General features: G+C 43.5%; 21 protein-coding genes and 1 riboswitch. Of the genes, 18 read left to right on the forward strand and 3 right to left on the reverse strand.

Translation table 11 applies throughout. The features are described from left to right. The 11 genes from DT065_RS15185 to DT065_RS15230 all read left to right on the forward strand — a co-directional run bounded on the left by DT065_RS15185 (window position 1) and on the right by DT065_RS15230 (window position 10,117). Window positions 1-483 (forward strand): flavin reductase family protein, encoded by a 483-nt coding sequence (locus tag DT065_RS15185; RefSeq protein WP_114374815.1) that lies wholly within the window; start codon window positions 1-3, stop codon window positions 481-483. A gap of 28 nt (window positions 484-511) precedes the next feature. Further along, a complete protein-coding gene (locus DT065_RS15190) occupies window positions 512-1,354 on the forward strand; it encodes an FAD synthetase family protein (RefSeq protein ID WP_114374817.1) in 843 nt (280 codons plus the stop codon). Between the two features lie 33 nt (window positions 1,355-1,387). Continuing rightward, complete coding sequence (locus DT065_RS15195) at window positions 1,388-2,353, forward strand: catechol 2,3-dioxygenase (protein WP_114374819.1); 966 nt, start codon at window positions 1,388-1,390, stop codon at window positions 2,351-2,353. Window positions 2,354-2,457: 104 nt separating this feature from the next. Beyond that, window positions 2,458-3,249: a 2-keto-4-pentenoate hydratase gene (locus DT065_RS15200; RefSeq protein ID WP_114374821.1), complete on the forward strand. Its 792-nt coding sequence runs from the start codon at window positions 2,458-2,460 to the stop codon at window positions 3,247-3,249. Continuing rightward, window positions 3,246-4,124, forward strand: a complete 879-nt coding sequence (locus tag DT065_RS15205) for an acetaldehyde dehydrogenase (acetylating) (RefSeq protein WP_114374822.1) — start codon at window positions 3,246-3,248, stop codon at window positions 4,122-4,124. Before DT065_RS15200 ends, DT065_RS15205 begins: the two co-directional genes overlap by 4 nt. A 14-nt stretch (window positions 4,125-4,138) precedes the next feature. Beyond that, window positions 4,139-5,161: a 4-hydroxy-2-oxovalerate aldolase gene (gene dmpG / locus DT065_RS15210; protein ID WP_114374824.1), complete on the forward strand. Its 1,023-nt coding sequence runs from the start codon at window positions 4,139-4,141 to the stop codon at window positions 5,159-5,161. A 17-nt stretch (window positions 5,162-5,178) separates the two neighbouring features. Beyond that, window positions 5,179-5,970, forward strand: a complete 792-nt coding sequence (locus DT065_RS15215; protein WP_114374826.1) for a 2-keto-4-pentenoate hydratase — start codon at window positions 5,179-5,181, stop codon at window positions 5,968-5,970. 17 nt (window positions 5,971-5,987) lie between these two features. After that, entirely contained in the window at window positions 5,988-6,194 is a 207-nt protein-coding gene (gene thmT, locus DT065_RS15220) for a 2-hydroxymuconate tautomerase (protein WP_114374828.1), read from the forward strand. Between the two features lie 5 nt (window positions 6,195-6,199). Next, a complete protein-coding gene (locus DT065_RS15225) occupies window positions 6,200-7,675 on the forward strand; it encodes an aldehyde dehydrogenase (RefSeq protein WP_114374830.1) in 1,476 nt (491 codons plus the stop codon). A 161-nt stretch (window positions 7,676-7,836) separates the two neighbouring features. After that, entirely contained in the window at window positions 7,837-7,986 is a 150-nt protein-coding gene (locus tag DT065_RS19000) for a hypothetical protein (protein WP_160112585.1), read from the forward strand. Window positions 7,987-8,230: 244 nt separating this feature from the next. After that, complete coding sequence (locus DT065_RS15230; RefSeq protein ID WP_114374832.1) at window positions 8,231-10,117, forward strand: XylR N-terminal domain-containing protein; 1,887 nt, start codon at window positions 8,231-8,233, stop codon at window positions 10,115-10,117. A 76-nt stretch (window positions 10,118-10,193) separates the two neighbouring features. Here the strand turns inward: DT065_RS15230 and bshB2 are convergent, their stop codons facing one another. The 3 genes from bshB2 to DT065_RS15245 all read right to left on the reverse strand — a co-directional run bounded on the left by bshB2 (window position 10,194) and on the right by DT065_RS15245 (window position 11,760). Next, window positions 10,194-10,856, reverse strand: a complete 663-nt coding sequence (bshB2, locus tag DT065_RS15235; protein ID WP_114374834.1) for a bacillithiol biosynthesis deacetylase BshB2 — start codon at window positions 10,854-10,856, stop codon at window positions 10,194-10,196. Between the two features lie 11 nt (window positions 10,857-10,867). Continuing rightward, window positions 10,868-11,218 carry a YojF family protein gene (locus DT065_RS15240; protein ID WP_114374836.1) on the reverse strand — a complete coding sequence of 117 codons (351 nt, stop codon included), beginning with the start codon at window positions 11,216-11,218 and terminating at the stop codon, window positions 10,868-10,870. A gap of 362 nt (window positions 11,219-11,580) precedes the next feature. Further along, window positions 11,581-11,760, reverse strand: coding sequence for an AbrB/MazE/SpoVT family DNA-binding domain-containing protein (locus DT065_RS15245; protein ID WP_227002633.1), 180 nt, complete (start codon window positions 11,758-11,760; stop codon window positions 11,581-11,583). A gap of 256 nt (window positions 11,761-12,016) precedes the next feature. Here DT065_RS15245 and DT065_RS15250 point away from each other — a divergent pair, with 256 nt between their 5' ends. The 7 genes from DT065_RS15250 to DT065_RS15275 all read left to right on the forward strand — a co-directional run bounded on the left by DT065_RS15250 (window position 12,017) and on the right by DT065_RS15275 (window position 18,629). After that, window positions 12,017-12,322, forward strand: a complete 306-nt coding sequence (locus DT065_RS15250; protein WP_160112586.1) for a hypothetical protein — start codon at window positions 12,017-12,019, stop codon at window positions 12,320-12,322. After that, on the forward strand, window positions 12,319-12,474 hold the full coding sequence (locus tag DT065_RS19005; protein ID WP_160112587.1) for a hypothetical protein: 156 nt from the start codon (window positions 12,319-12,321) through the stop codon (window positions 12,472-12,474). Before DT065_RS15250 ends, DT065_RS19005 begins: the two co-directional genes overlap by 4 nt. Window positions 12,475-12,584: 110 nt before the next feature. After that, window positions 12,585-13,355 carry a sulfite exporter TauE/SafE family protein gene (locus DT065_RS15255; RefSeq protein ID WP_160112588.1) on the forward strand — a complete coding sequence of 257 codons (771 nt, stop codon included), beginning with the start codon at window positions 12,585-12,587 and terminating at the stop codon, window positions 13,353-13,355. Between the two features lie 127 nt (window positions 13,356-13,482). Then, window positions 13,483-14,388: a manganese catalase family protein gene (locus tag DT065_RS15260; RefSeq protein ID WP_114374842.1), complete on the forward strand. Its 906-nt coding sequence runs from the start codon at window positions 13,483-13,485 to the stop codon at window positions 14,386-14,388. A gap of 194 nt (window positions 14,389-14,582) precedes the next feature. Beyond that, the gene (gene cypC / locus DT065_RS15265) at window positions 14,583-15,848 is read left to right on the forward strand and encodes a CYP152 family fatty-acid peroxygenase CypC (protein ID WP_114374844.1); all 1,266 of its coding nucleotides are present in this window, start codon (window positions 14,583-14,585) and stop codon (window positions 15,846-15,848) included. A gap of 485 nt (window positions 15,849-16,333) precedes the next feature. Beyond that, a complete protein-coding gene (locus DT065_RS15270) occupies window positions 16,334-17,305 on the forward strand; it encodes an LLM class flavin-dependent oxidoreductase (protein WP_114374846.1) in 972 nt (323 codons plus the stop codon). A gap of 56 nt (window positions 17,306-17,361) precedes the next feature. After that, a riboswitch (SAM riboswitch) is annotated at window positions 17,362-17,449 on the forward strand. A gap of 67 nt (window positions 17,450-17,516) precedes the next feature. Further along, window positions 17,517-18,629 carry a 5-methyltetrahydropteroyltriglutamate--homocysteine S-methyltransferase gene (locus DT065_RS15275; RefSeq protein WP_114374848.1) on the forward strand — a complete coding sequence of 371 codons (1,113 nt, stop codon included), beginning with the start codon at window positions 17,517-17,519 and terminating at the stop codon, window positions 18,627-18,629. The last annotated feature ends 110 nt before the right edge of the window (window positions 18,630-18,739 follow it).

An 18,739-nucleotide genomic window follows, 5' to 3' on the forward strand; every position in this document is an offset into this window, starting at 1 on the left:
ATGGATGGACGTGAATTCAGATTTGCAATGGGAAACTTTTCGACGGGAGTAACCGTCATTACAACCGAAGTGGACGGGGAAGTAAGTGGTATGACAGCGAATGCGTTTATGTCACTTTCTATGGATCCTGAGTTAGTCGTCATATCTGTTGATGAAAAAGCACAAATGATGGAAAAAATTAAGGAAAGTGGAAAATATGCCGTCAATATTCTATCAGCAAAGCAACAGGATTTATCCATGAATTTTGCCGGTCAAAACAAGCTGGATAAAGATATTCCTTTTGAGAGATTAAGTGGCGTGCCGGTGATTGAAGGATGTTTAGCACAAGTATCATGTGAAGTGACCGGATCGCATGTGGAAGGCGATCACACCCTGTTTATAGGAAGAGTCAATGATGTTCATTTGGAGGAAAATGAACCACTGATTTTCTTCAAAGGAAAATACCGTTCATTATCTCCTATTGAGGAGATGGTAAGGAGTTAATCATCAACATGATTGGAGGGAACTTGGTTTGGAGATCATCCATCTGAATAACAAACAACCGGATCCATGCTCTACAGAGACAAAACCCAGCGTCTTCACAGCAGGATTTTTCGATGGTATGCATGTCGGGCATCAAAAAGTCATTAACGAGGCAAAAAAAATGGCGGATAAAAAGGGACTACCTTTGGCATGTATCACCTTTTTTCCGCACCCAAAAGAAATTTTAAAAAATAGTAACGAACAATTCCAATATATCAATCCGATAGCCGAGAAGCAAATAGCGCTTGAAAAATTGGGCGTTGATAAGCTCTATATCGTTGAATTTAATTATGAATTCGCATCGCTTACGCCAAAACAATTCGTGCAGGATTATTTGCTTGTTCTCGGGGCTGAATATGTGGTGGCAGGTTTTGATTTCACGTATGGACGTCGTGGCCAAGGGAATATGGAGCGAATGAGAGAAGATGCTGATCAAAAGCTTGAAGCAATAAAAGTAGAGAGAGTGGAACGAAATGGAGAAAAAGTCAGTTCAACCTTACTTCGTGAAATGATTTGTTCCGGAAATATTGAAAAGGTTCACGATTATTTAGATCAGCATTATGAAGTAGAAGGAGAAATATTGTTCGATCATTTTGACACGGTCGTTGACGTCAAGGATCATTATTTAATCCCTTGTTCAGGCCTGTATGATGTCTCGGTTTCAACCGGGAGAGAAGAATGGCAGCAAAGGGTGATCGTCGATCAAGAAAGAATGAAAATCATTTTATCTAGAGATAGTCCACGTTCCATTAAACATTCGACAAAGATAAGTATTAAATGGTTAAAACAAGTATCGACAGAATTCGTTTTGGAATTAGCTCAAAGTGTTTAAGTTATTTTTTAACAAATATGGAGGGGTCATAATATGTCAAATTTTGATGTTGCACAATTAGCACACGTAGAGCTTTATTCGCCGAAACCGGAAGAGACGCTTAAATTTTTCACCGACTTTTTAGGGTTGCAAGTGACAGAAAGGGAAGGGCAGTCCGTTTATCTTAGAGCTTTTGAAGATTTTTATCACCACACGTTAAAGATTACAGAAGCAAAAGAAGCCGGTATGGGTCATGCGGCCTGGAGATCCAGCTCCAAAGACGCGCTTTATAAAAAAGTAGACTCGCTTGAGAAAAGTGGTTATGGCAAAGGGTGGATTGAAGGAGACATTGGCCATGGGCAAGCATATCAATTTTTAACACCGGACGGTCATCACATGGAGATGTTATGGGATGTTGATTATTTCCAGACACCGGAAGAATTGAAGACCAAGTTAAAAAGCCGCCCGCAAAAAAAGCCGAATATTGGTGTGCCTGCTCGACGATTGGACCATATCAATATTATGTGCGATGACGTGACCCAAAACAAACATTTTATGGCTGACGAATTAGACTTTAAACTTCGTGAAAATATTATCATGAACGATGGGTTGGAAATGGGTGCTTGGATGAGTGTTAGTCCACTCGTGCACGAAATAGCGCTAATGAAAGATCAAAGCGGCGCAAAAGGTCGTTTCCATCATGTTGCTTACTGGTATGGGTATCCCCAACATCTAATGGATGTAGCCGATTTACTGGTTGAAAATGACATTAAGATTGAAGCCGGGCCAGGTAAACATGGCGTAAGTCAGGCATATTTCATGTATGTTTTTGAGCCGGGCGGGAATCGAGTCGAATTATTCGGTGACGCAGGATATTTGATTCTTGATCCGGATTGGAAGCCAGTAACATGGTACGAAGATGAACTAGATGAAGCTATTGTATGGTATGGTGACAGCATTCCGCAAGAATACTTTCTATACGGCACCCCTCACAAACCATCCAGAGAACCAGTAAATTAATGACGTTCTTATGAAAAGTGAACTCGGCATGACGTTAAGCACTCATGCCGAATTTACATTTACATCCATAAATAGTGCTTGCCGCATGAGGGAGGGAAAATAGCTTGGACATTCAAGTGGAAGCAGATCGTTTGTTAAAAGCTGAAAAAAATAAACAATCCATTGAACCGCTGACGGATACATTCCCGGAGATCACAGTTGATGAAGCATACAATATCCAACTCAAACAAATACAAGAAAAAGTATCAAAAGGGGCAGCAGTTGTCGGTAAGAAAATCGGATTAACGAGCAAAGCCATGCAGGATATGGTTCAAGTGAGTGAACCTGATTATGGCCATCTTCTCGACAACATGATCCATCTGGATGGGGAAGACCTTTCGTTGGACCCATTTTCAGAGCCGAAGCTCGAATTTGAAATCGCGTTTGTGTTAAAGAACGACTTGCAGGGGCCAGGGGTTACTGTTCTGGACGTGATCGAATCAACCAATTATGTAGCACCGGCTTTTGAGGTTATTGACAGCAGAATCAAAGATTGGAACATTCGCTTTGAAGATACCGTTGCTGATAATGGTTCATCAGCACGGGCGATTATAGGTGGGAATCCAACTGCAATCGACGATGTTGATTTAACCCATCTTGGCATGGTGGTGTATCGGAACGGCAAGTATTTAGACTCTGCGACTGGCGCTGCTGTTATGGGCAATCCAGTAAAAGCTGTTGCATGGTTAGCGAACGCTCTAGGGAAATATGAAATTTCTCTGCAAAATGGGGATATTGTTTTATCAGGCGCATTAACGGCAGCCATACCAATTGAAGATGGCGATACCTTTACTGCAGATTTTGCCCACATTGGATCCGTATCCTCTTCATTTTATAGGGAGGGAAATGTGAAATGAGCACGTATAAAGTTGGAATTATCGGTTCCGGAAATATTGGGACAGACTTAATGTATAAAATAGAACGAACCGAAGCACTCGAAATGAGTGCCATGATTGGTGTTGATCCTGATTCTGAAGGGTTAAAGCGTGCGAAAGACCGTGGTTATGCCGTTATTAATAATGGCATATATGGAATGTTGGATCATATGGACCTTGCAGATATTTTCTTTGATGCGACAACGGCAAAAGCCCATGCCTATCACCACGAAGTACTTGAATCATACGGGAAAATTCTGATTGATTTAACGCCGGCAGCCATCGGACCTTTCGTCGTCCCTCCTGCCAATTTGGATGAACATTTAAGCTCTTCGAATTTGAATATGATCACGTGTGGAGGCCAGGCTACGATTCCTATTGTGCACGCGATCAACCAAGCATGTTCCGTCGATTATGCAGAAATTGTTGCGACCGTCGCGAGTAAAAGCGCTGGTCCCGGAACAAGAGAAAATATTGATGAATTTACAAGAACCACTGCTCAAGGCATCGAAAAAATTGGCGGAGCGAAAAAAGGCAAAGCGATTATCATATTAAATCCGGCTGAGCCTCCGATGATTATGAGAGATACGATTCATGCATTAGTCAAAGAGGAAGGGAAAGAAGAAGAAATTAAAAAGTCTTTAAAACAGATGGTTCAAAAAGTTCAAGAATATGTACCGGGCTACCGTATGCGTGGAGAGCCATTATTTAATGGTAAAGAAGTGTCCGTCTTTGTTGAGGTGGAAGGTGCAGGCGATTTCTTCCCTTCTTATTCGGGAAACTTGGATATCATGACGGCTGCTGCAGCAAGAGTGGGCAATGAGATAGCAAAGAAAAATCTTGTAGTTACGAAGTAGGGAGGAGTGAAGAAATGACACGCGATATACACATGGTAGATGTCACGTTAAGAGATGGCAGCCATTCCATGCGGCATGCATTTACTGAGGAACAAGTGAGGCAAGTGGCTAAAGGGTTAGATCAATCGGGGATTAAATATTTTGAAGTCACTCATGGGGATGGACTTGGTGGATCTTCATTGCAATACGGTTTTTCAAAAGTAAATGAATTAAAATTAATTGAAGCAGCAGCAGAGGAATGTAGTCAGGCAGAGGTTTCTGTACTGCTTGTTCCAGGAATTGGTATTAAGGACGATTTGGAGGATGCAGCAAAAGCCGGTGCTAAGATGGTCCGTGTGGCTACCCATATAACTGAGGCGGATGTTGCAAAACAGCATATTGAACTTGGCAAAGAACTTGGTCTAAAAACCGTTGGATTTTTAATGATGGCCCATATGGCTTCGGTTGATAAATTAGTCGAACAGGCGAAACTATTTGAAAGCTATGGTGCCGATACCGTTTATGTCACTGATTCTGCAGGCGCGCTATTACCCGATCAAGTCACCGAGAGAATAAAAGCATTAAAGGATCAGTTAAATTGTGGCATTGGCTTTCATGGCCATAACAACTTATCTTTAGCAATGGCCAATACATTAGCGGCAGCAGAAGCAGGCGCGACTTATTTGGATGGCAGTTTACGCTGCCTTGGAGCAGGTAGTGGCAACACGCAAACGGAAGTGATGGCAGCTGTTTTTGAACGTTATAACTATAAAACGGGTATTGAACTCTATCCAATTATGGATGTTGCAGATGACGTTGTTGCTAAATTCATGCCAAGGCCTCAAGAAATTAACGGCTCCAGTTTAATCATGGGCTATTCAGGCGTTTATTCCAGCTTTATGTTATTTGCTCAGGAAGCAGCTGAAAAGTTCGGCGTGGATGAGCGTGATATTTTAACAGAGTTAGGAAGGTTACAAGCCGTAGGAGGGCAAGAAGATCTTATATATGAAGTTGCCAGAGAAATTTCCGAGAAGAAGAAACAAAGGACAGTATCATAGAGAAAAGGTGAAAGCGAATGCTTAAAGCTGATATAGAAGATCAAATCGCGGATAAATTATATGAAGCAGAAAGACATGTATATGAAGTGGATAAGTTCACCGAACAATTTCCCGAGCTTAATGTGGAGCTAGGTTACGACATTCAAGATAAATTAATAGAAATAAAGTGTAAGGAAGAACAAGCAAAAATATCAGGATGGAAGCTTGGTCTAACGAGTAAATCGAAGCAAGAAATGATGGGGGTACATGAACCATCATACGGTGTACTTCTAGACAGTATGCAGCTGTTCGAGGGCGAACCAATCTCTACACAATCGTTGATCCATGCAAAAGTAGAACCTGAAATAGCCTTTATTTTTAATAAAGAAATAAGTGGAGGTGTTATTTCAGTTACAGATGTATTGGATGCTACTGCGTATATCACACCAGCGATGGAAATCATTGATAGCCGTTATCGAAATTTTGATTTTACCCTTCCGGATGTTGTCGCGGATAATTCATCGTCTTCTCGTTATATATTGGGAGAAAGGCTTTATCAAGTAAATGATGTTGATTTGCGTTTAATGGGAATGGTCTTTAAAAAGAATGGAGAGATCATTGAAACAAGTGCAGGCGCATCAGTTATGGGGCATCCTGCAAGGGCCGTCGCATGGTTGGCTAACAAACTTCAAAAGCGGGGTCAGCGTATAAAACCCGGGGAAGTTGTCTTAAGCGGTGCGCTTTCTAAAGCTTTCTCGATTGCTGCGGGAGACCATTTTTCCGTTAGTTTTGATGGAATAGGAACATTAGAAGCAGCTTTTAAAGAATAAGAGAGGAGAGAGATCATATGCCATTCATTCAAATCAATGTCCTTGAAGGACGTTCGTCCGAGCAAAAAGAAAGGATGATTCGGGAAGTCACTGATTTGGCATCGGATGTTTTGGAAGCTCCGACTGAAAATGTTCGCGTGATGATCAACGAAATGGCTCCGGAACATTGGGGCATAGCAGGGGAGTCAGTGAAAAAACGAAACCAAACAAAGAACGAAAGGTGATATTCGTGAAAACAGTGGACACGGACCTCAAAGAAGTGAAGTTGTATATCGATGGGAAATATATGGCATCAAGCAGTAATTCCGTTTTTAATGTAAAAAATCCGGCAAGCCAACAAGACATTGCCCATATCCATGAAGCCGCATATGAGGACGTAGATCAAGCTTGTCGAGCCGCAAGGCGAGCGTTCGAGGAAGGACCTTGGCGGACAATGTCGGTAGCTGAACGATGTGATAAAATACGTCGAATGGCTGAGATTATCCTGGAACGCAAAGATGAGTTAGCTCGTTTGGAAGCGACGGACGTTGGTAAACCCTACCCGGTTGCATTGGAGGCAGAAATTCCGCGGGCAGCGAATAATTTGAAGTTTTTTGCTGATTTTGTCGAGAAACAGGGCGGAGAGGTCTATCCAATGGAGGAGAATTATCTAAACTATACGCGCTATGAACCTGTTGGTGTAGCTTCTATCATTACACCATGGAATTTGCCATTTATGTTGACCACTTGGAAATTGGGCCCTTGTCTTGCATCAGGAAATACGGCAGTCATTAAACCACCGGAAATAACACCGCTGACCGTCTCTCTACTTGGTGAAATTGCAAAAGAGGCAGGAATACCTGATGGCGTTGTTAATATTATTCATGGATTTGGACCGGATTCGGCAGGCGAGTATATGACGACTCATCCAGAGGTCGACCTTATTTCTTTTACCGGAGAAACGGCAACAGGAAAAGCCATTATGAAAAATGGTGCAGATTCCCTGAAAAAAGTTTCCTTTGAATTGGGAGGGAAAGCAGCAAATATTATTTTTGAAGATGCTAATCTGGATAAAGCCATCCCTGAATCTATCCGAGCAGCCTTTTTAAATTCAGGTCAAGTGTGCCTGGCAGGGTCTAGAATTCTTGTGCAACGCTCTATTTTAGAGGACTTTTTAGATCGTTTCAAAAAAGCAGCATCGGAATTAAATGTAGGAGACCCGCAAGACCCCAATACAAATATGGGCCCTCTTGTCAGTGAAGAGCACTACCGTAAGGTGACGGGTTATTTGGATATTGCCGAGGAGGAAAAGGCAACATTAATATATGGAGGAAAACGACCGATACTGGATGAGAAAATCAAAGACGGCTATTATTTGGAACCCACCATTTATTTAACAGAAGATACTAGTTCCCGTATTTCTCATGAAGAAATTTTTGGCCCTTTTGTTACGATTATCCCATTTGATACGGAAGAAGATGCACTTGAGATCGCAAATAGTACTGATTATGGCTTAAACGGCGTCATTTGGACGGAAAATCTGGAGCGTGCGCACCGTGTTTCCCATCATGTACGTGCGGGAACGATTTGGGTGAATTGCTGGTTTGTTCGTGACCTGCGTGCGCCGTTTGGCGGCTTTAAAAAGAGCGGGGTTGGCCGCGAAGGAGGGAAGCACAGCCTAGAGTTCTTTACTGAACCAAAAAATATTTGTATTGCTTTGAAATAGAAAAATATCGAGAACTGAAGAAATGCCATGTCCTATTTTATAGAAAGACATGGCATTTTGTGAAAATGATGAAGTTGTAACTTGGTTTAGGGTTATCAGCAGATATACAATAGAATGTAAGCGCATTCAAAGCGTCGTACCTGAAGGAAGGTTTGGATAGAATGGAAGCTTTCCAATATGAAAGTCTTGCAAACCGAGTGATCTTTGGGGGAGGAAAACTGCAAGAAGCAACGAAAAAAGAAGTGGAAAAATTAGGGTCAAAGAAAGCGATGGTTCTCGCGACACAAAAGGATTTAGCGAGGGGGAAATAATCGGAGACATGACTAACGGCTTGTCGCTGTCCGCGACCGAGCAAAGTTGGGCAGGTGTGTCTCAGTATAATTTCAAATTGTCCCAGATTATTTAAAAAGAAACCTCTAACAAATTAAAACCTAATGAGAAATTAACAATAGGAATTCTATAGATACATCAACCATGATAATATAATAATTAAGCATCCTGTCGGATGATGTTTCCGGAACTTTTCAAATTAAGTGTATTGGAGGTGGAAATGAGATGTTAAACGAATTAAATTTAAGTGAGAATATGAATATAAAAGATAATGGAACTATTTATGTTAATGAAGATCGCTCGATTTTAGTTTCTGCATCTGCATTTGGAACACTTCGAAGAGATTTAATACGAAACATTGGCAGGGACAGAATTAAAGGGTTCTTGAATCGTTACGGATGGGAATTGGGTAAAGAAGATGCAGAAAGAATATCGACAGACGAGTTTAATTCTATTGAGGACGCCATTTACCATGGAACGATGCTACACACAATGAAAGGCCATGTGAACGTGAAACCGATAGCCTTGGATGTGAATACAAAAAATGAAAAAAGCCCTGTTTATTCTATTTATATGGAGGGGTTGTGGGAAGATTCATATGAAGCAGTAGACCAGTTGCAGTTCGGAATTTCAACGAGTTCGACATGCTATACATTGACCGGGTATGCAAGTGGCTATCTTACAAAACTTTGTAACCAGACAGTAGTGGTTAAAGAAGTAACTTGTCAGGCCGAGGGCCAAGACAAATGCAAGTTTATAGCAAAGTCATTAGATCTCTGGAATGAAGAATATAAGGAAGAATTTAAATTTTATCAAGCAACCCCAATTGTAAAAGAATTGGAAACCACAAATGAAAAACTTTTGCAGGAAAGAAATAATTTAGAGACAATCATGACCATTCATCAAAAATTAATGGAAGAGATCTTGCGGGGAAGTCATTTGCAAGCGATTGCCAGTACTGTTTATGAGACCACAAATAATCCGGGCATAATCACAGATAATCAGCATAATGTATTGGCACATGCCGGTCTAGAGCAAATGGAGATAAATGCAGTAAATGAAGAACTTAAAGCATATTTAAACGAAAAACAAACGGCATCTCACCATATATGCGAAACAATAAAAATTGAATTAACGGATCATAAGCGTTTAATATCGCCTATTTTTTTATACAAAGAGATAAGAGGTTACGCTTCGTTTATATATCAGAGTCATCAGTCAATCGACTCAAAAACTGATCAAATGATATTGGAACGTATATCAATGGTTAGCTCTTTCTTTTTACTACTGGAAAAGACCAAATTTGATAATGATCGGAGAATAGAGGGCCATTTTTTAAACGAAATTCTAAGAAGCGCTGATCAAAATGAGGAAGATATTTTAAGGCGTGGTCGACTCATGCAACTGGATCTACAGCCTTATAAGCTTGTAACGCTAAAATATCAGCTAAGTCAAGAAGATACTAAAAAGGACCTTTCCCTTCACGAAGAGATGCTGAATCAAACCGCTAGTTACTTTAAAAATAGAAAAGAAAAGGTACTCATCGGGAGCAGGGGAAACAATATTATATTTTTAATACCGCAAAAAGATATGAATGAAGACGAGACCAAGAACAATTTCCAAGCATATTTGAGCTTTCTTTCTGATGCTTACCCCAACATATTATTTTATGGCGGGATCAGTAAAACATCTGAAAATATTACGAAAGCTAAAGAGAGCTATAATGAATCACTGATTGCACTAAGAATGGCAGCGTCGGGTAATAGAATCGAGTCGTTTGATTCTATAGGGATTATCGGTCCGTTATTAAATCAAAATAATCAAAATGAGGTAAAAAGAATTTCATGTAACATATTAGGGCCGCTTGTAGATGAAGTAGACGGTAAAAAAATTGATTTGCTTAAAACACTATATAGCTTTCTTTTAAATGGGGGCAATTTTGAGCAGACATCTGTCGATATTGCCCTGTCTATCAGTGGGTTACGTTATCGCCTTGCGAAAATTGAAGAATTACTTGACCGGGATTTAAAAGATCCTTTTTACAATTATCAATTGCTACTTGCCCTTCAATCGCTGATTTTAGTTGGAGAGCTCGATTTGCATGGATTTTGATTTGGGAAAAACGCCCGGATGTTCCCGATTAATACAGATCGCAAGTCAAAAAAGCACCGCCAAAAACGGCCGGTGCTTAAGATTCGTCTGCAAATTTATACGCAAAGAATCGTTCGTTTTCCAGTCTCTCCACAATTTCGGGATCGCCGTCCCGATAGTATTTTTCCCGTTCGGCAAACGTAACTCCGAATTGGGAGTGGTGGGCTTTTAATGCCCCGAGCTTTTGTTTCATGTAATCTTTTACCGAGTAGACAACATCCGGATTATCAAGCGTGATGGCAAGGGCATAAAAGGTTGGCCTTGTCTCTTTTGGCATATCGGCAAGTACTTCTGCGACGGCTTCAGCCGTGGCATTATGATCGGGATGGACCGAATGTTCGGGATAAAAAGAAATGACGAGCGAAGGGTTTAACTCCGCGATTAGTTCCTCCACCATGCCTTTGAGCACACCGGGAGCAAGAAATTCGATGGTTTTATCCCGGAAACCCATCATTCGCAAATCGGTGAGTCCCATTGCTTCCGCTGCTTCTTCTAATTCTTTTTTTCGTACGTCCGGAAGGGATTCGCGTGTGGCAATCGGAGGGTTCCCAATGCTTCTTCCCATCTCTCCAAGCGTCAGACAAGCATAAGTGACCGGCGTTCCGTTCGCAATGTGGGCGGAAATGGTTCCGGAAACGCCAAATGCCTCGTCGTCAGGATGAGGAAAAATGACAAGTACGTGGCGTTCTTTTTTCACCATGATCAACTCCCTTATTTTCTAAACGGTTGTTCGGAAATTTCCAGTGTAACGGCAATTTTATCTTCGTGATTTAATCCGACGAGAATGAGTTGGTCATCTTCATTGAGTTCGAAATGCGTAAGTCCTTCTCCATACACCCAGCCGATATCCAACTCCAAACCGACACGGTAAGGGCCGCCGCCGGTGATTTTTCCGTGTTTATAGTTAATGTGGGCGTTACGTATATAGGCGCCCGCCGAAAAGAAAGATTGGTCAAAATGAGATGCATAGGCACCGTTGGTCGTTTCCAAATGTAAATAAACATCTTTTCTGGCAAATGTATCAATTAATTCTTGTACACGTGTAGGGGTAATGGGTTCCACGACTAAGCCTCCATGTAGCCTCGAACGGCAGTATTTATTCATTATAAAATGTTCTTTGCATTGGGTTCAAGCATTATGAATCAAGGTAATCTTGTAGCTACGTAAAATTGCGAAGAAAATCGGTTGGTGTATAAACAGTTAAATTTTTCTGAATTTCTTTCGTTTAAAAATGCTTATCACCAGTGATCAGCATGTCCGGCTTAGCAATAAGTGCAGATACTAGAATGGGGATATCGCTTTCTAGAATGCACGGCTGATATTAAAACGTTGAGATCTACAAAAACGCGGAATGTATTATTTCCTTTGCTCATTCCACATTTCCTCTCGAACACTCTCCAAATCATTTAACAAGTTTTCTTCCGTTATCCCTGTTTTTCTGCTTCTCTATTCACGGAATCAAAAAATTGACGTAGTGCGATTGTGCTCGATTTAGTTAGTAAGATTTTACCGTTCTCTTCAATAAAAGCCAACTTATCGCCTTCTTGTAACTTTAACTGTTCACGGATAGCTTTTGGGATGGTCACTTGTCCTTTTGAGGTCACCCTTTATAGTTCCATCTCTATACCCCTTCCCTTAAATTTCTTACCTTACTTATCACGAAAGCAAGTCCGCGGGCAAACAGCCGAGGGGCGCTCCCGGACCTCGCACGTGAGGATGTGTTAAACCAATAGCTGTTATTATTCTTTACTGCAAATTGAGCAGTCCTATACGATGGTAGGAGTGTGAGGTGAACAGCGACGTGTTACAGCGACTGACTGGAAAAACAGGTTTAATCATCTATCCGATGTCTGGGTAGTTTTGGAAGCTGTTCTTTTTTTGTTTTCCCCTGACATGGAAGAATTGCTACGGGAAGAGGGGCGAGTGGAAATTCCCGAAGCCTATCCGACACAGCAATTTGAAGATTTGATAGAAGCGGATGGCGGCTTTTCAGGGGAAGAAGTGATTATTGCATATTACGAAGAAGAAGGATTGTCGCAAGCGCAAGCGGATGACATCGAAGACGTGGTTGAGGCTTTAGAAGATGACCCCGGGGAGTTGCCGCTGCAAATCGGTGGACCAGTGTTGTCAGCCGCTCTGATTTTAGGGGGAACGTTGCGTCCATGATGGCTTCAGACGTATTAACGCTCCTGCAAATCAGCACGCTCATCGTGTTGGGGTTGTTGTTTTATTCCTTCGTTCTACTGCCACTTTTTGTTACGGCAGTAGACACGTTATTAGATGAAAAAAATTGGCGGCCATTCAAAAAGCGAGCATGAGGAGTAGAGCCCTTGTGCTCGTTTTTCATTCAGCAGTTGTATGAGAGGAGGGCTACATTCAATCGTACAATATGCTACAGTGGAAACATCTGGGGCAAAAGAGGGTTACGATGGATATAGATATATGGATCTATCCGGTTATTCTGATGGTCGGACTCGTCGCGGGCATCATTAATACTGTTTCCGCAGGGGGTTCATTACTTACGTTGCCGATGTTGATTTTTCTTGGCTTGCCGTCCGCAGAAGCAAATGGCACCAATCGTGTTGCCATCGTTGTTCAGACGATGATCGCGGTTCTGGCTTTCCGAAACAAAGGTCAATTGGAAACAAAGGTAAGTGCAATGGTTATGTTACCGGCTGTGATCGGCTCGGTATTGGGTGCATTTGCAGCTGTTGCCATTGGCGATGAACTTTTTCAACTTATCCTGGCGGTGACGATGGTCGTCACGATTATTTTTATCATTTGGGACCCGACAAAAAGAGTGGGGGCTGACCATCGTTTATCCATGTCGCGAAAACTATTGGGATTGTTTACGTTTTTAGCCATCGGCTTTTATGGCGGGTTTATCCAGGTAGGGGCAGGGTTTTATATTGTCGTCACAGCTTTGCTCGTATTTCAGCTATCTTTTATTCACGCGAACAGCGTCAAAATATTGGTCGGCGGCACGTATGTGTTCGTTTCGTTGATTGTGTTTGGGATAAACGGGGAAGTGAATTGGGCGCTGGGATTATTGCTCGCCGTAGGGAATGCATGTGGTGCCTGGCTTGGCAGTCAAATTATTATGGGGAGTAAAACAAAACTCATTAAATGGATTCTTCTAGTTACCGTGCTCATTATGGCCGTAAGGCTTGTTTATGATGTGGTAATGATAGGGAGATAGGCATCATATAAAGTCGACTCGTCGACTCCAATAAATGGAAATCATAGGTTTGTTTTTCCATTGGCGCGGGTATGGGTTTACAGTGATGGCATTTCCCATCATCACTACATCCACAGGAGGTATTCCTTTGTTTAAGCGAGTGGACAAGCTGCAAATTGACCTTCCTAGACCAGAGGAGCCGGACCCGGATGCGGCAGGAGCTGTACAGGAGTTATTGGGCGGTAGATTCGGTGAAATGTCGACGTTAAACAATTACATGTTTCAGTCATTTAACTTCAGAGCGAAGAAAAAGTTACGACCATTTTATGAGTTGATTGCAAATATAACGGGTGAGGAAATCGGCCACGTGGAATTGGTATCCAATACGATCAATGTTATGTTGGATGGCCATGTCGGAAATGGAAGTACCAATCCCGATGAAACACCACTTGAACCAGCATTGAGCCAGGACAATAAATATCATTTCGTTCTTGGAGGCCAGAACGCGCTACCGGCCGATTCTGCCGGAAGGCCATGGAGCGGAGATAATGTGTTCTCCAGCGGCAATCTTGTGAATGACTTGCTGCATAACTTTTACTTGGAAATCGGCGCGCGTAATCATAAGATGCGCGTCTATCAAATGACAGACAACGAAGCTGCTCGCGAATTAGCCGGGTATTTACTCGTACGAGGCGGAGTTCATGCTACGGCTTACGCGAAGGCACTCGAAGAAATTACCGGTGTCAACATGATGAAAATGCTCCCCGTTCCTGATCTGGACAACTCTAAATTTAAACATGCCAGAAAATATGAAGAAAAAGGGGAGCATCGCAAGCTTTACCGATTTAGCGACGATGATTACAAATTGCTCGACCGCATCTGGAATGGCCCGACACCCGTTGGTCCGCCAGGGGAACTTGAAGTCGTCGATGGCTTGCCTGAAGGAGGAGAAATTCCGGATCTAGAGCATATTCCGGAAGAATTCGCGCCGGGATTTGACGAAGATCAATTCCGGGAATTATCGAAACGCCTTCAGTATGAAGCGGGTATGTAGTAAAAATAGATAAAAAACAGAAGGGGAGTCCGGTTGACTTCTCTTCTTTTTCATATGCCTGATTCATTTCCGCCCGCCATATCGATAGGGAGGGAAAGCAAATGTTTAAACGATGGACATCTAGGTTAAATGCCTAAGAGAAAAACGCATGATTTTTCTGTCCGGCGAAAAAATAATAGTAAGGGGGCGTAACAATGACGAAATCGACAAGACAGATCCCGAAAGAAAAAGGGTTAGACCAGTCGTTAACATTATTGAATGAAGGATACCAATACATTTCAAACAGGCGTCGGAATCAGCAGTCGGATATTATCCAGACGCGTCTTCTTGGTCAAAAAGCAATTCTCATTAGCGGAGAAGAAGCAGCTCAGCTTTTTTATGATGAAAGGTATTTCAAGCGAAAAGGGGTGGCGCCGCGCCGCATTAAAAAATCATTATTTGGCGAGCATGGCGTACAAGGGCTGGACGATGCAGAACATAAACACCGGAAGCTTATGTTTTTATCCTTAATGACGCCGGAACGGTTGGAAGAGATCAAAAAAATAACGATGCAGCAGTGGGAAAAGAAGGTCCCCGAGTGGAAAAGGGAAGACCGGGTTGTTTTATTCGATGAAGCGGAAGACGTCTTGTGCCGTAGTGCCTGCGAGTGGGCGGGCATCCCTTTACAAGAAGAAGAGGTGGAGCAAAGGGCGCGGGAATTTGGCGATATGATCGATGCCTTTGGTGGTGTCGGGGAACGAAACAGAAAAGGAAAACGGGCACGCGACAGTGCTGAAAAATGGATACAAGGGATCGTCAAGCAAATTCGCGCAAAAAAAATGAATCCTCCTGAAAATACAGCGGCTTATATTATTTCTTTTCATCGCGATCACAATGGAAAACGTTTAGATACCCATACAGCCGCTGTTGAAATCATCAATGTGCTTCGCCCGATTGTCGCGATTGGCCGATATGTGGTTTTTAGTGCACTTGCGGTGCACGATCACCCGGAAACACTGCCTGAATTACGCGCCGGAGAAGATACGTACACGACGATGTTTGTTCAGGAAATTCGAAGATATTATCCATTTACCCCTTTACTAGGGGCGATCGCTCGTGAAGATTTTCATTGGAAAGGGTATCCCTTTAAAAAAGGAACACTTGTCATGCTTGATGTTCACGGTATGAACCATCGAGCGGATTTATGGGACGAGCCTGATGCCTTCAAACCTGAACGTTTTAAAGAATGGAAAGGGAGCCCGTTTGCATTTGTTCCGCAAGGTGGAGGGGACCATTACATGGGGCACCGTTGTGCCGGCGAATGGATTACGGTGATGCTCATGCAAACAAGCCTGGAGTTTTTAACCAACCATATTACGTATGACGTGCCTGAGCAGGATCTAAGCTACAGCATGGTGCGCATGCCGACGATTCCGGAAAGCCGCTTTGTCATTCGTGATGTGGAAAAGAGGAGAGGGTGATTTCGGATAATTTACTTGCGTTATTTTGCCAAAGTGTCCGAGGTTGGTCTTCACTTCGGACACATTGCTAGTGCAGAAAGGCTGAAATAATTGGTCACCGTCAATGACCGAATGTCTTCCTGCGAAGCAAGGCTCCCCGGTCTTCATGAAACGGTCATGGCGACCTAACACGAAAGCCAATCGCTCGTTCGGTCGCCATGAGGCAGTCATGGCGACCGAATTTTTTCGATACAAGCCTTTTCGGTCACCATGAAGCGGCTATGGCGATCGAACTCTTTCGATTCAGGCCATTACGGTCTTCATAAAACGGTCATAGCGACCGAAGAAGAGGACCGATCGCTTTTTCGGTCACCATGATACGGTTAATTGTCCGATTTTGCTCTTGTCGCGCAAGCATCGGGGAAAACATTGATATACAAATATGTTAGAATGAAAAGCAACGAAAAGAGAAGACGCCAGTTGACGCTATGGGAGCCGGATTCACGATGAAACTGGGAATTTTGGAACAAATGCCTACCCCGAAGGGTAAGACAGCTGAAGATACTGTCGCGGAAACGGTCGCCTTGGCCCAACATGCAGAACAATTAGGGTACGAGCGTTTTTGGTTTGCCGAACATCACGCGACGAAAGGAATGGCATCGAGCGCTCCGGAGATCATGATGGCGGCTGTGGCAAGCCGCACGACGCAATTGCATGTGGGAAGCGGCGGCATTTTGCTTCCGCAATATAGCCCTTATAGAGTGGCTGCCCAGCTACTGCAATTACAAGCACTTTTTCCGGGAAGGATTGAAGCGGGCGTGGGACGGTCCCCCGGAGGAGCGGAAAGGGTGCGTTCCGCGCTGGCAGATGGAAAGGAGAACCAGTTAAGCGAATATCCGGATAAATTAGAAGCCCTCGTCAGGTATGTGCACGGGGAGCAATCGAATGGAGTACGGGCAACGCCCAGAACGGAAGCAGCACCTGCGATTTACTCTCTGGGACTAGGGGAAAACAGTGCAGAAATCGCTGCCCGACTCGGTGTCGGGTATGTTTATGGGCATTTTATCGAACCCTCGCGCGGAGAGGCAACCCATGAGGTTTACCGGCAACAATTCACTCCCGGGAACTTAAGCGCACCCCATGCGTTAACCGCCGTTTTCGTTATTTGCGGGGAATCAGACGCGCATGCAGAAGAACTGGCAACGAGCCAAGATGTGTGGCTGTTGCGTACGGAAAAGGGACTGGACAGCCGGGTGCCGAGTATGGAAGAGGCGAAAGCAGCCAAAAAGACGGAACGGGATCAACGAAAAATCGAAGAAAATCGCAAACGGATGATTATCGGCGGGCCGGACACGGTCCGAAAACAATTACTCTATTTTTCCGAGCGCTATCACAATGACGAATGGCTGATTCTGACGAATATCCACGATGTCGAAGAGAAACGCCGATCGTTCGAGCGGATCATCTCTCTTTTTTAATCTTTTCATAGGATGCAAAATCTGATATACTATTATTCAGAACAAAATACTCAGGTTTCTTATAAAGAGAAGCAGAGGGACTGGCCCGATGACGCTTCAGCAACCCCACGACCGTGGAAGGTGCTAATGCCAGGAAGATAAGAGGATTCGAGTATAACCCTCTTTTCTTCGGAAGAGAGGGTTTATTTTTTTACAAAGGGGTTATGTGGAGATGACTGTTTCATCTAAGACGCACGCGCCATATCGTGCAGACCATGTCGGAAGCATTTTGCGGACCGAGCGATTGAAGAAAGCAAGAGAAGATCGTTCTGCCGGCGCCATTACAGCAGAACAATTGCGCAAGGTCGAGGACGAAGAAATTCGCGCGATAGTGGAAAAACAAAAAGAAGCTGGTCTAACGGCCATTACAGATGGGGAATTTCGCCGCGCCTGGTGGCACCTTGATTTCCTCGAAGGGCTTGATGGGGTGGAAGGATATGAACCGGAACACGGCTATAAATTTCAAGGGGTGGAAACGAAAGCTTGGTTAGTACGAGTGATTGGAGAACTCGATTTTCCCCAAGACCATCCTTTCATCGAGCATTTTCGATACTTAAAAAGCATCGTCGGTGAGGGCCACGTGCCTAAGCAAACGATCCCAAGCCCTAGTATGCTCTATGCGGACGAGCATTTTGTGCCGGATGTCTATGACGATCGCGCTCAGTTCCGTAAAGATCTCGCGGCTGCCTATAAAAAAGCCGTACATGCATTCTACGATGCAGGATGCCGCTATCTCCAATTCGATGATGTTGGTTGGGCGCATATTCTCCCAACTGAGGAGGATACGGAAGAGCAAAAAGAGGAAAAATACAACAAACAACTATGGTTTAAGGAGATCATTAATGAAGCATTGTCCGATCGGCCGGACGATTTAACGGTGACGATGCACATTTGCCGGGGAAACTTCCGGTCCACGTGGATCAGAACCGGCGGCTATGATCCGGTTGCGAAAACGGTCTTTCAGGAAGTCGACGTTGACGGCCTTTTTCTGGAATATGATGATGAGCGTTCCGGTTCGTTCGAAGCTTTGCAATATGTGAACCGTGATGACTTGAAAATTGTGCTCGGGATTGTGACATCAAAATCGGGTGAATTAGAAGATAAAGAAGCATTGAAAGCCCGGATCAGGGAAGCTGAACAGTACGTACCACTTGAACAGTTGGCGCTGAGTCCGCAATGCGGTTTCGCTTCCACGGAAGAAGGCAACATTTTATCGGAAGAAGCGCAATGGGCAAAACTTCGCCATGTCAAAGAAGTCGCGGATGAAGTTTGGGGAGAAAACTAAAGGAAAAAAGGGAAGGGCTGATCCGCAGAGGGGTCAGCCCTTTCTTTGGATTGTTGTTTTAGCCATATGTGTCCGTTCGGTTTCAACTTGAGACATGGTTTCCATTGAGG

It is taken from the genome of Salicibibacter kimchii (assembly GCF_003336365.1).
GTDB lineage: Bacteria > Bacillota > Bacilli > Bacillales > Marinococcaceae > Salicibibacter > Salicibibacter kimchii.

Coding starts and splice junctions, on each gene's coding strand:
- DT065_RS19005 (WP_160112587.1), top strand. CDS start 12,319: ATGATGGCTTCAGACGTATTAACGCTCCTGCAAATCAGCACGCTCATC.
- cypC (WP_114374844.1), top strand. CDS start 14,583: ATGACGAAATCGACAAGACAGATCCCGAAAGAAAAAGGGTTAGACCAG.
- DT065_RS15215 (WP_114374826.1), top strand. CDS start 5,179: ATGCTTAAAGCTGATATAGAAGATCAAATCGCGGATAAATTATATGAA.
- DT065_RS15185 (WP_114374815.1), top strand. CDS start 1: ATGGATGGACGTGAATTCAGATTTGCAATGGGAAACTTTTCGACGGGA.
- DT065_RS15230 (WP_114374832.1), top strand. CDS start 8,231: ATGTTAAACGAATTAAATTTAAGTGAGAATATGAATATAAAAGATAAT.
- DT065_RS15255 (WP_160112588.1), top strand. CDS start 12,585: ATGGATATAGATATATGGATCTATCCGGTTATTCTGATGGTCGGACTC.
- DT065_RS15205 (WP_114374822.1), top strand. CDS start 3,246: ATGAGCACGTATAAAGTTGGAATTATCGGTTCCGGAAATATTGGGACA.
- thmT (WP_114374828.1), top strand. CDS start 5,988: ATGCCATTCATTCAAATCAATGTCCTTGAAGGACGTTCGTCCGAGCAA.
- DT065_RS19000 (WP_160112585.1), top strand. CDS start 7,837: ATGGAAGCTTTCCAATATGAAAGTCTTGCAAACCGAGTGATCTTTGGG.
- DT065_RS15195 (WP_114374819.1), top strand. CDS start 1,388: ATGTCAAATTTTGATGTTGCACAATTAGCACACGTAGAGCTTTATTCG.
- DT065_RS15270 (WP_114374846.1), top strand. CDS start 16,334: ATGAAACTGGGAATTTTGGAACAAATGCCTACCCCGAAGGGTAAGACA.
- DT065_RS15275 (WP_114374848.1), top strand. CDS start 17,517: ATGACTGTTTCATCTAAGACGCACGCGCCATATCGTGCAGACCATGTC.
- dmpG (WP_114374824.1), top strand. CDS start 4,139: ATGACACGCGATATACACATGGTAGATGTCACGTTAAGAGATGGCAGC.
- bshB2 (WP_114374834.1), bottom strand. CDS start 10,856: ATGGTGAAAAAAGAACGCCACGTACTTGTCATTTTTCCTCATCCTGAC.